The 14,965-nt window shown below is 45.7% G+C and carries 11 protein-coding genes; 8 read left to right on the plus strand and 3 right to left on the minus strand.

Annotation, left to right across the window (positions count from 1 at the left end):
* The first annotated feature begins 52 nt into the window (after nt 1-52).
* Nucleotides 53-1,069 carry a LacI family DNA-binding transcriptional regulator gene (locus tag ABTV53_RS08315; RefSeq protein WP_433752241.1) on the plus strand — a complete coding sequence of 339 codons (1,017 nt, stop codon included), beginning with the start codon at nt 53-55 and terminating at the stop codon, nt 1,067-1,069.
* Between the two features lie 298 nt (nt 1,070-1,367).
* On the opposite strand, the gene ABTV53_RS08320 is transcribed toward ABTV53_RS08315, so the two are convergent.
* Nucleotides 1,368-2,432 carry a phosphodiester glycosidase family protein gene (locus ABTV53_RS08320; RefSeq protein ID WP_433752242.1) on the minus strand — a complete coding sequence of 355 codons (1,065 nt, stop codon included), beginning with the start codon at nt 2,430-2,432 and terminating at the stop codon, nt 1,368-1,370.
* Nucleotides 2,429-2,839, minus strand: coding sequence for a hypothetical protein (locus tag ABTV53_RS08325; RefSeq protein WP_433752244.1), 411 nt, complete (start codon nt 2,837-2,839; stop codon nt 2,429-2,431). Before ABTV53_RS08325 ends, ABTV53_RS08320 begins: the two co-directional genes overlap by 4 nt.
* A 453-nt stretch (nt 2,840-3,292) precedes the next feature.
* On the opposite strand from ABTV53_RS08325, the gene ABTV53_RS08330 reads away from it, so the two are divergent.
* The 3 genes from ABTV53_RS08330 (at nt 3,293) to ABTV53_RS08340 (ending at nt 6,127) form a co-directional block, all read left to right on the plus strand.
* Complete coding sequence (locus ABTV53_RS08330; protein ID WP_017689577.1) at nt 3,293-3,949, plus strand: response regulator transcription factor; 657 nt, start codon at nt 3,293-3,295, stop codon at nt 3,947-3,949.
* 136 nt (nt 3,950-4,085) lie between these two features.
* Nucleotides 4,086-5,309, plus strand: coding sequence for a PLP-dependent aminotransferase family protein (locus tag ABTV53_RS08335; protein ID WP_433752245.1), 1,224 nt, complete (start codon nt 4,086-4,088; stop codon nt 5,307-5,309).
* Between the two features lie 191 nt (nt 5,310-5,500).
* Entirely contained in the window at nt 5,501-6,127 is a 627-nt protein-coding gene (locus ABTV53_RS08340; RefSeq protein WP_074094326.1) for an FMN-dependent NADH-azoreductase, read from the plus strand.
* A gap of 110 nt (nt 6,128-6,237) precedes the next feature.
* Here ABTV53_RS08340 and ABTV53_RS08345 read toward each other — a convergent pair whose 3' ends face one another.
* Complete coding sequence (locus tag ABTV53_RS08345; RefSeq protein WP_433752247.1) at nt 6,238-7,083, minus strand: DUF2161 domain-containing phosphodiesterase; 846 nt, start codon at nt 7,081-7,083, stop codon at nt 6,238-6,240.
* 364 nt (nt 7,084-7,447) lie between these two features.
* Here ABTV53_RS08345 and ABTV53_RS08350 point away from each other — a divergent pair, with 364 nt between their 5' ends.
* From ABTV53_RS08350 to ABTV53_RS08365, 4 genes are all read left to right on the plus strand, one after another.
* Entirely contained in the window at nt 7,448-9,343 is a 1,896-nt protein-coding gene (locus ABTV53_RS08350; protein ID WP_433752249.1) for a PrkA family serine protein kinase, read from the plus strand.
* A gap of 241 nt (nt 9,344-9,584) precedes the next feature.
* Nucleotides 9,585-10,592 (plus strand): protoglobin domain-containing protein, encoded by a 1,008-nt coding sequence (locus ABTV53_RS08355; protein WP_433752250.1) that lies wholly within the window; start codon nt 9,585-9,587, stop codon nt 10,590-10,592.
* 128 nt (nt 10,593-10,720) lie between these two features.
* The gene (locus ABTV53_RS08360; RefSeq protein WP_076209156.1) at nt 10,721-11,725 is read left to right on the plus strand and encodes a LacI family DNA-binding transcriptional regulator; all 1,005 of its coding nucleotides are present in this window, start codon (nt 10,721-10,723) and stop codon (nt 11,723-11,725) included.
* A 260-nt stretch (nt 11,726-11,985) separates the two neighbouring features.
* Entirely contained in the window at nt 11,986-14,808 is a 2,823-nt protein-coding gene (locus ABTV53_RS08365) for an endo-1,4-beta-xylanase (protein ID WP_433752252.1), read from the plus strand.
* Nucleotides 14,809-14,965 lie beyond the last annotated feature (157 nt).

Consider the following 14,965-nt stretch of genomic DNA (forward strand, 5'->3'; position numbering starts at 1 on the left):
TCAGGCCTTTTGTTATGAAAGGCCTGATGAACATAACAGGGGAGCGAAGAATGTGGTCAGTATCAAGGATATCGCCAAACAGGCGGGAGTTTCCATCTCTACGGTGTCATATGCGCTGAATGGCAGTAACAAAGTGACCGATGAGACGAGTTCCAAAATTTTGGCCATTGCCAAAGAACTGAACTATGTTCCAAATGCCGCAGCAAGAACACTGAAGAAGAGGGAATCCAAAATTCTAGGTGTATTCTTGACCGATTTTAGAGGAGATGTGTACGGAGACTTGCTGAGTGGCATGAAAGCCGTATGTAATGCTCAAGGCTATGACCTGATCGTGTGTAGTGGTAAACAATCCCATCGCATGCTTCCAGAGAGGATGATTGACGGTGCAATCATTCTGGATCATACGTTTGCAAGTGAGGAACTAATGCAATATGCCGATCGTGGGCACAAAATCGTTGTATTGGACCGTGAGATGGATCATCCCAACATTAATCAGGTTCTGCTGGATAATAAGGCCGGGGCGACACTTGCGATGGAACATCTTATTGAACAGGGACATAAAAAAATTTACGTGGTGACTGGCCCGGAAGGTTCGTTTGACTCTGTGCAGCGGTTAAAGGCTGTGAGACAGGTGGCGGAACGTGAAGCCGATGTGGAATGGATTGAGATCACGGGAGATTTTGAGAAGAGTGGTGGAGAGCGAGCCGCAGATCAGATTGTGCAGGTGTATGATGGGCCCGCAGCGGTATTCTGCCTCAATGATGAGATGGCCATTGGCTTGTGTGATCGTCTGGCAGAAAGTGCACTTGGCGTTGGTCAGGAGATTGATGTCATTGGATTCGACAATATTGAATTGAGCAAGTATGTCCAGCCGAGATTGGCAAGCATTGATTATTCCAAACGCAAGTGGGGATCACTCGCTGCTGAACAATTAATCAAAATTATTGCTGGAGAACCCGTCGATCATGAACGAATTTATGTGACATTAGTTGAGGGTGGGTCGGTGAGTGGGGCTATGCCGTCTAAGTCTGTTATATCCATGCGGAATGACCAGGCGGTTAGCTATTGATCCCGAATACAGCAAGAGACAAGGCTTAGAAGAATCGAATCATTCTTTTAAGCCTTGTCTCTTGCTATTTCGAGGATGAAGCAATAGAAAAAGCCTCTCCGGAGAGAGGCTTGGCCTTTACAAGCCTTTTGTCTTGTCATTGTTGTAGGATGAAGTGAGAATGCCTGTAATGAAGAGAGTCAATACAATTGCAATAATCCAGAATGTCAGTGAAAATGACATACCCTTCGCACCTCCTGCACAAGCTCATTTTCTTCTATTATAACCATTATAGGTAGAAAAGAAATGCTTCACCCTATTATTTGTAAAATAAAAAGTGTGTGGGCACCGGTCTGAGGCTGCCATCTGAAGGGTTATTCACGACCCGATTATTCAGAATAAGCGAGGAAGATCCGCCGCCATCCAGATTATAGGCGTCGATCACCCCAAGCTTGTACAACCGCCCTTGCAACTCTTCAAGGGTAGCACCGGAACTTCCGCCCTCATTATATCCGTCAACCACAATGATCAATAACTGATCATCCTTATAATTGCCAATGACTGTACGTGGTGCTCGTTTGGGTGATACTTTCCACTTTTCGGGAATTGTGGTTTTACGCCCATTCTGTAGCAGTACCGGAACAAACGTAGCCCCAAATTGCGGTTGCAGGCGATCCAGTGAGTTTTTGTCGAAGAATTTGCCTCCAACCAACTTGCCGGCATCGTTAAGTCCTACAAAAAACAGATCTTTGAAGCTGGCCTGAAAACCATTCACGTATTTCCCGTCCATGACGGTTGTGCTAAGTGGATAACGTTTGCCGCCACTGTCAGCAAATCCACCTGCATTGATTCCGGCAATTGCGCCGTTACGCTTCACAGCCTGCATGGTCGTCTCAGAACGCCCAGGTTCACTGTCTAGAGCCATTTGCATGGCCGTAGGGTCTTTTAGCTTGATCTTCATGGCATAGCCCTTATAGTTGCCAGGATTCACTCTGTACAGTTCAAGCGTTAATCGGTCACTGTCTACCCGTTCAAATGGAACCCCAAGCTTGGATGAAATCCGCTTGTTGTAGATCGTTTCCGGACGATCCGCCTGGGCCGAAGCCTTCTGCACAAGTGTAGACATCGTACTTGTTGTTTTATTATAGAGCTGTGTCGTTCTTTTAATAGAAGAAGAAGTTTGGACAGCAGCATCTTTTGCCCCGGCAAGCTCTTGGCTAATTGCTTGGGTCCGAGGTGTAATCGTGTCCTCTGACAGTTCGGTAGGAATCAAACCTCCGGGTTCAAGTGGAGGACGTAACAACAGCAGGCATAATATCAATCCAACAAAAGGAGCGAGTGCAAGCATAAAAAAACGATTAACCTGTTTGACGGGTGTAATCATTTGAGCAGGTCCATCTTTTTCTGGAGTGTCTCCAGTTGTTTTTTGACTTCGCTCAGCTGGGTATAAAGTTTGTTGCTGTTGTCCGTTTTGTCGCTTGCATTATCCTTGGTGAAAGTCAGCAATTCATTGAAGGATTGAACCTGTCCCTGCAGGTCTTCTACTTCCTTTGATATCGTTGTTAGCTGATTTTCGTAGTCGGTTTTTAGCGCTGCAATCTGCTGCTGATTATGGGCCTGAAGCTGATTAATCATCTGTTGCTGGAGATGGTTACTATAATAGTAGGTTCCAACGACTCCTAGTGCAATGAGAACAATCCACATTACCAGAAACAGCTTGATTGAAGATCCGGCCTTGCCTTTGGCGCTCCGGGTGTGATGGATGTCAGAGGGCGGGGTAGATGGTTTCATATCATCACTCCTGGTCATTATTAGGTACAAAAAAAATTTCCAGTCCTCATTCTATCATGCCCCTATTGATTACGCAAAAATGAAATTCTTTACTTAATAGAGTAAAAAGAGATTGCATCGGAAGGAAGTCCTAGGATACAATTTCTTATAGATGCAATAAGTAGGAACTTTGGGCAGGTTTTTCGACTTTTTTAGATAGAAATGCAGGAAATTTATACTATATTTTGACCTTTCCGGGGATGGGAAGATGGACGTCATGGTGTGTTTATAACAAAATACAGTGAAAATAGAGCTTTTTTATCGGCTTCCTTCTGTATTTTTCTGTTTTTCGACATAATCCGACCTATACTTCTTCTATACTCGGACTGTCGCATAGACGACGGAATTATCATGACAGAAGCTAGAAGTTATTTGTCCAATACATATGTCCAATACATAACAGGGGGAACAACAATGAAAAAAGTATGGCAGGTGGTCATCATAGATATCCACCCCACCAGCATGCTCGGTACAAAATTGATTTTGGAAGAGCAGCAAGATCTGACGGTACGTGGCATGACTTCGACCGGAACAGAAGGGCTCGATCTGGTGAATATTCACCAGCCTGATCTGATTCTGATGGATTATCGTCTTCCGGAGGGTCAGGCAGATCAATATATTGCCCAGATGAAGAATTTGTCAGCTCACAGTCACATCATCATTTTGACGGATGAAGACAATGTGAAGCTGTTTCGTCATCTGATGAGTCTTGGTGCTAGTGGCATGTTATCCAAACAGGCTTCCCCTAGCCAGCTGATTCATCTGATCTCTGGGTTACGTGAGGGCCATGTGTCCATTCCATTGTCGTGGTTAAACAGTGCGGAGTGGGCGCAACCTGTGGAGTCTCCGACAGAAGCGCGTGTCATTGAATTAACAGAAACCGAAACTTTTATCATGGAAAGAATTGTTCAGGGTGTAACCTATGATAAAATAGCCAATGAGATCAACGTTAGCAGACGTTCCATTGATAATTACCTGCGTAAAATATACGTGAAGCTGGAAGTAAGCAGTAGAGCACAGGCCATTGAACGTTATGCCCTGCATGCAAGACAAGTGAAGACGGGATCCTGACGAAACAGGTTTGTTCTTCCCATGATCACAATAGTTCTGTATGCATCCGGTCATATTCAATGACGAGCAGGAATAGGTTGTAGGGCTGCGGACTGCAAGTACAGTTTCGGAATAGGGACGAAAGGGGAACGGATCGATGAAATATTTCTTTGCTTCCCGTACCAACAGGCTTTTGTCATCACCACTGAGGGATATACGTGAGATGTCTGACAGGGATTATTTCATTTCTCTGGCAGAAGAATTGCCTGCGGAGGAGTTGTTTCCTTTCAAATTGTTGGAAGAAGCAGCAGTGTCTGTCTTTAGTTCAGGCCCCTCCGCACTGCAATATGGAGAGCCAGCAGGCTACACACCCTTAAGAGAGTGGTTGAACAAAGACTGGAATGCACGCAAAGGCATACGAACGGTACCCGAGCAGATTCTGTTAACCACTGGTACCCAGCAGGCCATCGATCTGGTGATGCGTCTATTGCTTGAGCCAGGAGATTCTGTACTGGTTGAACATCCCACATCTCCAGGCTGTCTTGAGGTATTGGAGATGCAAGGAGCCAAGATTGTGCCCGTAATGGGTGATCAGGACGGCATACTGCCAGACCTTTTGGAGCATCACATGCAGCAGGTTAGACCGAAGCTGCTTTTTGCTGCACCCAGTTTTTCGAATCCGACCGGTGCTTTATGGAGTATGGAGCGGCGGGAGGCTGTGCTTGAGCTGTGTTCGCGCTATGGTGTACTGCTTGTGGAAGATGATTCTTACGGAGAGCTCCATTTCGATGGCCTTGAGCCAACGGAATTCTATCGTAAGTATCCTTCACTCTTTGCACTGGATACTGCAGATCAGGGTGGACATGTTCTCTACATTGGTTCGTTCAGCAAAACGGTTGCGCCCGCTCTTCGAACCGGATGGGCCGCTGGGCATCCTGCGCTAATTCAGGCTATGGCCTCAGTTAAACGGATTGCAGATGGTCAGTCCAGTCCGATGAATCAGCGGCTGTTGTATCAATTGCTTGCCCATTCACCTTTTCGTTGGAGTGATCACCTATCCATGTTGAATAGGGAGTATAAGACAAGACTCAAACTGATGCTTGAACTGTTGAAAAGACCTGGCTGGAAAGGGTGTCAGTACAACATCCCTGAGGGCGGAATGTATCTGTGGGTACAGTTGCCTGAAGGATTGGATAGTGGCGCTCTGCTTAAGGCTGCTCTGCCCAAAGGTGTATCTTTTCTTCCTGGATCGTTATGCTCCACAGGTGTACAGGATCAACGTTACATTCGATTGAACTTTAGCCATCCAGGCCGGGATGAATTGCTACTTGGCATGAATCTGATCAGTGAAGCCATTTCCGAATTTACGGCTCGTAGCTAAGTCAGATCAAAAAATAGATTATGTAGCAAAAATTAAAATTGGTTCATGACCAGAGTGATTACGTTATTGCATCCACTAACATTTTTATATATAATATGAATTAATGAGTTGTTGGTTTCTTTATATAAGCTACAATGGTGGCCGTTTAGGAAAAGCGCTCATATATTTTATCTAACGGGGGAAAATTCAACATGTCTAATATTTTATTTGTTAAAGCAAATGACCGTCCTGCGGATCAAGCAGTCAGCGTTAAATTGTACGATGCATTCTTGAGCGCATACAAAGAGTCCCACCCAGGTGACACAGTTACTGAGTTGGATCTCTACAATACAGAGTTCCCGTTTTATGGTAACACTGCAATCACAGGTACTTACAAAGCAGCTAACGGTTTTGAACTGACAGCTGACGAGCAAAAAGCAGCTTCACTTGCAGCACAATTGCAAGATCAATTCCTGGCAGCTGACAAAGTTGTATTTGCATTCCCACTGTGGAACTTCACTGTTCCAGCTCCATTGGTAAACTACATTGCTTACCTGAGCCAAGCTGGTAAAACATTCAAATACACTGCTGAAGGTCCTGTAGGACTTGCTGGCGACAAAAAAGTAGCTTTGCTTAACGCACGTGGTGGCGTTTATTCCGAAGGCCCAATGGCAGCTGCTGAAATGTCCCTGAACTTCCTGAAAACAGTTATCGGCTTGTGGGGCATTCAAAACCCTGAAGTGGTTATTGTTGAAGGACATAACGCTTCTGCAGATCGTGCTGAAGAAATCGTTACTGCAGGTCTGAAATTGGCTTCCGAAGTAGCAGTAAAATTCTAATAACAATCTTCTATATAGAACACATCAAAACACCTGTAGTCTCCAGTGGAGATTACAGGTGTTTTTTTGCATTCTCATTTTTCATATCATTTACTTCAAGTGATTCCATATCAGATATGGCCTGTATTTTTCAAGTACTGCTCCGCTGTCTCAGCGATGTGTGCAAGGTCTTCCTTATTTTCACCAGATACAGAATACGTTACATCGGGTTCATTAATGGTTCGTTCAATCATATCATTATCCTCAAGCATGTGTGCATGCTCGGTTAACGCCTGTACTCCCTTAATTGTCAGAATATACTTTCCACGGGAGAGGCGTTCAAACCAGCCATAATAATTTTTTTGCAGAATCGCTGCGGCAGAACCTACACCAGTCTCTCTGGCGAGGGTGGCGGGAGAGGCTTCTCCGTTCGTTCGCAGAGCGGATGCAACCCGTAAGGCCTTCTCACGATATGCGGTGACCAACTGTCTGCGTGTGCTGCCTCCCGTATTGTAGTCTCCGCTGCGTTCGTCGAATTCCTTAAGCAAGCGTTTCCGGCGAACACCACTTTTGCGGGCCACCTGATTGCGAGCATTGAGGGGGATCTGGGCGGAGGGCTCGCACAATACATCAATCAGGGGAGCTTTGGTTTTGTAAAATGTGACCGTTAGCAGCCCCAGACCGAGCTGTCTGCATAATGCAGTCAGTTCGCTCCAGCGTTGGTTCACAGCTCCACGTTTGTTGCGATTGCGCTCAACGGCCAAATACACGAACGGGCTAAGCTTTAAGCGCTGCATGCCCTGCAACAACAGGGAGAGGTTAAATGTTTTTTTCATCTCCACAATCAGTGGTTCCTCCTGGTCCGATCTGACCCCTACGAGGTCACAATGTCTGACTTCCGCCTTCACATCAAAGCCACGCTGCTCGAAGAAAGCCTTCACAGGCGAATATAATTCGGTTTCGTATTGCACTGCCATCGTTCGTGCTCCTTTCCTAAAAGTGGCCTGGAATCTGGCCATGCATTGTCCGGTTTCCTGAATTTAGAACCCTCATTATATCATATTCATTCTTTTTTTTCTGAAGGCACAAGATGTCTGATAGAACAGGGAAAAGCCAAAATTCGAAGCCGTGGATTGAAAAAAAAGAGGTCAACTTATCCGAATTGCCGCATAGGTATGTAATACACTTTTCACAACAATACAAGATGTTTGGACAGAGGGTGGCGGGACTACACAGGACCGCAAGATTGGTATTCAAGCAGGAGCCGCAATTCTATTGATTTCTTCATACCATTCGGAATGGTTGACAATCACACTAAAGGAGCCATGGGAGGTACCAAGCATGAATATTTTTGAACGCGTTGCGGAACATCGGGCAGAGAGTGACCGTTTGACATGGAACGGAACATTTGAAGATTATATTGAACTGCTGAGAGAGGACCCGACTCCGGCAATGACGGCTCACGCCAGAGTGTATGAAATGATTGAATCGTTTGGCGTTGAAGAAGTAGGTGGGCATAAGCGGTACAAGTTTTTTGAACAGGAGATCTTTGGATTGGATCGATCCATTGAAAAGTTGGTTGAGGAATACTTTCACTCAGCAGCACGCCGTCTGGATGTACGTAAGCGGATCTTGCTGCTTATGGGTCCCGTAAGTGGAGGGAAATCGACGCTGGTTACACTGCTGAAGCGGGGTCTTGAACAGTTCTCGCGGACAGAGAAAGGTGCCATATATGCCATTGATGGATGCCCGATGCATGAGGAGCCACTGCATCTGATTCCACTGGAGCTTCGTCCTGAAGTGGAAAAGGAAATTGGAGTCCGTATTGAGGGAAACCTTTGCCCATCTTGCCAAATGAGACTCCGTACCGAATATGGCGGTGATATCAGCAAGGTGCCGGTGGAACGGGTCATAGTTTCCGAAGATAATCGGGTGGGTATAGGAACATTCAGTCCGTCCGATCCGAAATCACAGGATATTGCCGATCTGACGGGGAGTATTGACTTCTCCACCATTACGGAGTTTGGTTCCGAATCCGATCCACGTGCCTATCGTTTTGATGGGGAGTTGAACAAGGCGAACCGCGGGTTAATGGAGTTCCAGGAAATGTTGAAATGTGATGAGAAATTCCTGTGGAATCTCCTGTCGCTCACGCAGGAAGGTAACTTCAAAGCAGGACGCTTTGCCTTAATCAGTGCGGATGAAATGATTGTGGCGCATACGAATGAATCGGAGTATAAGTCTTTTATCTCCAACAAAAAGAATGAGGCATTGCAATCCCGGATGATTGTCATGCCGATTCCGTACAACTTGAAGGTATCCGAGGAAGAGAAAATCTATGCCAAGCTCATTCAGCAAAGTGACATGAAGCATGTTCATATTGCACCGCATGCATTGCGGACTGCAGCCATTTTTTCCATACTTACCCGCTTGAAGGAAACGAAGAAACAAGGCATGGATCTCGTTAAAAAAATGCGGATGTATGACGGTGAGGAAGTTGAAGGTTATAAAGAAGCTGATCTGCGCGAGATGCAAAATGAGTATCTGGATGAAGGGATGTCTGGCATTGACCCGCGGTATGTCATCAACCGGATCTCCAGTGCTTTGATCAAGCAAAATCTTCAGTGCATTAACGCGTTGGACATTCTGCGTGCCATTAAAGACGGTCTGGACCAACATGCTTCGATTACGAAAGAAGAGCGTGAACGTTATCTGAACTTCATTGCTCTTGCACGCAAGGAGTATGACGAACTGGCCAAGAAGGAAGTGCAGAAAGCATTTGTGTACTCATTCGAGGAGTCGGCAAGAACGCTATTCGAGAATTACCTGGATAACATTGAAGCATTCTGCAACTGGTCCAAAATTCGTGATCCGCTCACAGATGAAGAAATGGACCCGGATGAGCGTTTGATGCGTTCCATCGAGGAGCAGATCGGCATCTCCGAGAATGCAAAGAAAGCGTTCAGGGAAGAGATTCTAATCCGAATCTCGGCTTACTCCCGTAAGGAGCGCAAATTCGAGTACAGCAGCCATGACCGTCTGCGTGAAGCGATTGAGAAGAAGTTGTTTGCAGATCTGAAAGACATCGTCAAGATTACAACCTCAACCAAAACACCAGATGCAACACAATTGAAACGAATGAATGAAGTCATTAAACGCTTGATTGAAGAGCATGGATATACCGCAGCCAGCGCCAATGAACTGCTCCGTTATGTGGGCAGTCTGCTTAATCGCTAATCGGCAACGAACCATTCCGGATCAGGCTTCTGATGTCTGCTGTGAGGCTCCTTCACAGCAGAGTCAGGGCCTTTTTAATTACATGAAGATCATATTAGTCTAAAAAGCTGACAAATAAGGTTAATTTTAAAGAGAATTAGTTCTAATGGTATATGTATGTTTAGGTATTTTAGTCTATAATCAATACATATATTTACAATTTAAAGTAATGGTGTTTATTAAGGAGCTGACTGAACCAGATATGAGCAGTATTTCCGCAACAAGACAGAAGCAACTTGATTACATGGGATTAACCGCAGGGGATTTAAAACTGCTTGCCGATCATCGGCCTGTTTTTAAAAAAGTCGTTAATGACGTGGTGGATCATTTCTACAATCATGTGGGGAATTATCCTGATCTGGTAGATCTGATCGCAAGATTCTCTTCCATTGAACGTTTAAAAGAGACGCAGAAGATGTACTGGTTATCGATGACGGATGGAATCGTGGACGACGCATACATTGAGCAACGGATTGCAATTGGGCTTGTACATTCACGGATTGGTCTGTCCGAAGATTATTATCTGGGTACCTATATGGTATACCTTGATATTGCAACGAGCATATTCCAGCAGGTGATCCCTGATTCCTGGCATCTTGTCATTCAGGCGCTCAGCAAAATGTTTAATCTGGATTCACAGCTTGTCCTTGAAGCCTATGAGAAGAAAGAAAAAGAAAAGTTACATCAGCTTGCCGATGACCAACAACATACTTTGCAGGCTATTACGCAGATTACCCAAGAGCTTACAGGCATGATTAGTGAATTAAATGAAAGTGCAATGGCTATATCGAGTGTAGCCAAAGAAACAGCGGCTTCTCAGGATCAGGCTCAAGTTCTGCTCACGGAATTGACAGGGGAGATCCAGCAGATAGGAAAAATGGGTGAATTGATTCGCGAGATATCGGATCAGAGTCATCTTGTCGGCCTGAATGCAGCGATTGAAGCTGCTCATGCAGGAGAGTTCGGACGTGGTTTCGAAGTAGTTGCCAGTGAGGTGCGCAAGCTTGCAGCCAGTTCTCGGGATGCCCAAGGTAAAATTCAGTCCAATCTGGAGCAGATCATGAAGAAACTGAGCAGTGTGCAGCAGGAGTCGGATCATACGTCACGCGGAGCACGTAGCCAAGCTTCACGCTCGGCTGAACTCGCTGTATTTGCAACAACAATGGAGAAGCTGTCTCTGGATTTGAAGAATCTGGAACAGCAGGAATAGAGCTTAAAAGCATTAGGAACCTTCCATACCGTTTCAGGCTGTTTTAGGCTATAATGGGTAGACAAACCTGCCGATGTTATAGAAAATGCAGCCGGAGACAGGGGATTTGAAGAGGTTGAGGTGATCAGATGGCTTCTATCCATGATGTAGCCAAGGAAGCGGGAGTATCTGTTGCAACCGTTTCCAAAGTGATAAACGATTATCCTGATGTAAGTGAAAAAACACGCAAAAAAGTCAATATAGCCATCGAATTATTGAAATATCAACCCAATGTGGTTGCACGTGGACTTGTCAAACGCCGTTCATGGACGGTGGGAGTACTGTTAACGGTCCCGTTTACGAACCCTTTTGTGTCGGAGTTGCTGGAAGGGATCAAGACAGCGCTGGAGAACAGTGGATATGATCTGGTCCGATTGTCTACGCGATTCGATGATCCGGCGTACTCGTTCATCAAACATTGCCGCAGTCGTAATGTGGATGGCGTTGTGGTATTCGGGGAAGGCAGAGAAAACGCGAGTATTCAGGAACTGGTGGATGCAGAGATTCCAACGATGTTTATCGATACGGATATGTTGGGCAAGCGTGCCGGTTATATTACTACGGATAACGCAAACGGGATCTCGATGGGAGTCAAACATCTGCATGAGCTTGGACACCGCAAAATTGCCTATATCTCAGGGACACTTGGACCTGCCGTAGCCAATCTGCGATTGGAAGGATATCGGGAAGGGCTGCGAGAATGCGGCATCCCGTATTCTACGGTATATCTGGAAGTCTGCGATTATTCCTTCGACGGAGGAAGCAAGGCTGCTCGGCGATTGCTGGCACTTCAGGATCAACCAACGGGGATTGTCTGTGCATCAGACATGTCTGCTTTTGGTGCGATTCATGAAATTGAAAAACATGGACTGAGTGTACCAGAAGATATCTCGGTTGTCGGGTTCGATAACACGTATTATGCTGAGGTATTCAAACCGGGGTTGACCACGGTGAATCAGAATATCTATTCCATTGGCATTAAGTCCATCGAATATCTGATTGCCATGATCGAGAATCCGTCTTATTCTCCTCCCGTGGTGACGGAACCTTCCAATCTGGTTGTCCGTCAGACGACAGCACCTTTAAAAACCTAAAAACCTAAAGGCGTTGACACGGAGCACAGCTAACAAGCTGTGCTTTTTGTCGTTTTATATTATTGTGAAGATTTTAGATAAGTCCTATAGTTTAACGGGTAAACAAAGTCCGTTGGCAATCGTATAATGAAAGTGCTTACAATTTCTGTTGGAATAACGTCTTTCCAATCCTGAACAACGATCTTGTAAAGGGCTGGCGCATGACAGAACAAAGGTTACTATTCACAAACAAACAAACAACCAACCAAGGAGGAGATCGGATGCATTTGAGAAAATGGTGGAGCTTGTGCTTGTCGGCTGTATTGATCTTCAGTTTGTTCCCAAGTGTGGGAACAGGAGAGACACGTGCTGCGGCTGCGGACGCTAAGACTGGCGATGATGAAGTACTGTTTGAGGCTAATTTTGAAGATAGTGTGTTGGGACAATGGCGTCCACGTGCGAGTGAAAAGCTTGATATCGTAGCGCAAGTAGGTCACGACAGTACACGCAGTCTGAGAACCTCTTCACGTACCGAAACGTTCCATGGACCCTTAATTGAAGTAATAGACCATGTACAGAAGGGCAGCACGGTTCATATTTCGTTTTGGGCCATGTACGATGAAGGACCGGACAGTCAGGTCATTAACGGTTCACTGGAGAAAGAATACAATAACGACGCATCGAGTCGAGAATATGCTACGTTTGCCTCTGCAACTCTGAATAAAGGACAGTGGAAAAAAATCGAGGCGGATGTGGTGATCCCTGGAGAAAATAGCGGCATCACCGGATTCCGGATGTATGCAGAGACACCTTGGAAGACGTCAGCGGAAGTGACGCCGGCTGATACGATTACTTTTTACGTGGATGATGTTCTGATTACGGAAGCCGAAAAAATTGAAATAGAGCCGAACATTCCGAATCTAGTGGATGTTGTGGGACAACACTATGCAATGGGAGCGGCAATCGACCAGTCTGCACTGGATGCAGAAGATCCGCATTCCCAGTTGTTAACGAAACATTTTAATAGTATTACAGCGGGCAATTTTATGAAAATGGATGCGATGCAACCAAAGGAAGGGCAGTTTGTCTGGTCAGAGGCGGATCGTCTGGTGAACTTCGCCGAAGCAAATGACATGGAGGTAAGAGGTCATACACTGTTATGGCATAGTCAGGTGCCGGACTGGTTCTTTACCGATCCGGATGATGCATCGAAACCTGCCACGCGGGAACAGTTGCTTGCACGGATGAAAACCCATATTCAGACCATCGTGACTCGTTACAAAGGAAAGGCTCATACATGGGATGTCGTCAATGAAGTCATCTCGGACGGAGGCGGCTTGCGGAATGGGGCCAGTAATTCCAAGTGGAAAGATATTATTGGCGATGTGGACGGCGACGGAGATGACAGTGATTACATTGAGCTGGCTTTCCGTTATGCACGTGAGGCTGACCCCGATGCTGTACTGGTGATTAATGACTATGGAATGGAGGGCAATGGAAACAAGGTGAATGATATGGTGAAGCTTGTAGAGAAGCTGCTCGCCAAAGGAACACCGATTGATGCCGTTGGATTCCAGATGCATGTGTCGATGTACGGACCGGATGTAAAGCTCATTCGTGAGGCTTTTGAGAAAGTGATCGCTCTTGGTGTGAATGTACAGGTTACAGAGCTGGACGTTTCGATCTATTCAAGTAATTCTGAACTGGAGATGCCTGTCACAGATGAATTAATGCTGCAACAAGCTTATCGTTATCGTGAACTGTTCGACCTGTTCGACGAGTTGGGAAAACGCGGCGTAATGGACAGTGTTACAGTATGGGGACTTGCGGATGATGGTACATGGCTTGACAACCATCCGGTCAAAGGACGCAAAGATGCACCGTTGTTATTTGATCGTAAATTAAAAGCAAAACCGGCATTTTGGGCACTGGTGGACCCTACCACCCTTCCAATCTATCGTAATGAATGGACAGCATTGAAGGCAAGCCCTACTCTCCCGAACCACAAAGGACAGGAAGATATTCTTTGGGGTGCTGTGAAAGGACTCGAAATTAATCATCTGGCAGATGGTACATCTGCGGTTACGGGTGAGGCTCGTATGATGTGGGATGCCAAAAAGGTGAATTTACGAGTGGAAGTGAAGGATACCACACGTCGCAAAGGGGATCAGGTGCAGGTTTTCCTCGCGGAAGAAGTCAAGGGGACAGGTGCTGCAACTTCTGAAGCTGATCTGTCTGCCAAGAAGAAATATCCGCCGTCTGCCAATGGTCAATATACGTTCAAACGGGAGGGCGGTAAAGGCAAGGATAAAAATACTTACAACGTACAGGAGACCAAAACGGGTTATGTTGTATACGCATCACTGCCTATGTCAGCTGCCTTACTTACCGAAGGCCAAGTCTTATCTCTGGATTTTCGGATTACGGATGAATATGCTGCTGGAAAGACAGCGACGATCGTTTGGAATGATATTTCCAATGAACAGCCTGATAAACCAGCCAACCGGGGCAAACTGAAGCTCGGTTCTGTCTTGAAACAAACCAAGGTCACTTATGGCAAACCTGTAATTGATGCGAAAAAGGATGATATCTGGAAAAAGGCTGCATCTGTTAAAACGGATGTCTGGGTGGTCGGAAACTCAGGTGCAACGGCGACTGCACAGCTGTTATGGGATGAGAAATACCTTTACGTATTGGCTGATGTGAAAGATCCTTTGCGAAGCAAATTAAGTTCTAATGCACATGAGCAGGATTCGATCGAAATTTTTATCGACCCGAGCAAAGATCAGACAACATTCTATCAGGAGGATGACGCCCAGTACCGGGTCAATTTTGATAATGAGGCTTCTTTTGGAGGAAATGCACGGAAAGAAAGTTTCAAATCAGCTACCCGGTTAACAAGAGGAGGATATACAGTTGAAGTGGCAATCCCACTAGATAGCGTTCGTGCTGAAGGGCAAAGATGGATTGGATTTGATCTTCAAGTTAATGATGATGGTGCTGGGGATGGCAAGCGAAGCAGTGTGTCCATCTGGAGTGATTCATCCGGTAATTCTTATCAAGATACTTCTGGTTTTGGCAGTCTGTTCCTGACGCGCAAATAGAATATTCAGCTGTGTATTAGCAGCTGAGATTGTCAGCTAGTAAACATCGTATTTCTGGAAATAAGTGTTGATTTTACAGGCTGGGACGTTTAGACTATATACATTCAAATAAACGGGTTCCAATGTATGACAACGGCTTCAACCAAGCCTGTGGTCA

Source organism: Paenibacillus amylolyticus (assembly GCF_050990605.1).
GTDB lineage: Bacteria > Bacillota > Bacilli > Paenibacillales > Paenibacillaceae > Paenibacillus > Paenibacillus amylolyticus_H.

Bases quoted from the DNA above. Each gene is read 5' to 3' on its own strand.
- ABTV53_RS08320 (WP_433752242.1), bottom strand. From the start codon at position 2,432: ATGATTACACCCGTCAAACAGGTTAATCGTTTTTTTATGCTTGCACTC.
- ABTV53_RS08325 (WP_433752244.1), bottom strand. From the start codon at position 2,839: ATGAAACCATCTACCCCGCCCTCTGACATCCATCACACCCGGAGCGCC.
- ABTV53_RS08330 (WP_017689577.1), top strand. From the start codon at position 3,293: ATGAAAAAAGTATGGCAGGTGGTCATCATAGATATCCACCCCACCAGC.
- ABTV53_RS08335 (WP_433752245.1), top strand. From the start codon at position 4,086: ATGAAATATTTCTTTGCTTCCCGTACCAACAGGCTTTTGTCATCACCA.
- ABTV53_RS08340 (WP_074094326.1), top strand. From the start codon at position 5,501: ATGTCTAATATTTTATTTGTTAAAGCAAATGACCGTCCTGCGGATCAA.
- ABTV53_RS08345 (WP_433752247.1), bottom strand. From the start codon at position 7,083: ATGGCAGTGCAATACGAAACCGAATTATATTCGCCTGTGAAGGCTTTC.
- ABTV53_RS08350 (WP_433752249.1), top strand. From the start codon at position 7,448: ATGAATATTTTTGAACGCGTTGCGGAACATCGGGCAGAGAGTGACCGT.
- ABTV53_RS08355 (WP_433752250.1), top strand. From the start codon at position 9,585: ATGAGCAGTATTTCCGCAACAAGACAGAAGCAACTTGATTACATGGGA.
- ABTV53_RS08360 (WP_076209156.1), top strand. From the start codon at position 10,721: ATGGCTTCTATCCATGATGTAGCCAAGGAAGCGGGAGTATCTGTTGCA.
- ABTV53_RS08365 (WP_433752252.1), top strand. From the start codon at position 11,986: ATGCATTTGAGAAAATGGTGGAGCTTGTGCTTGTCGGCTGTATTGATC.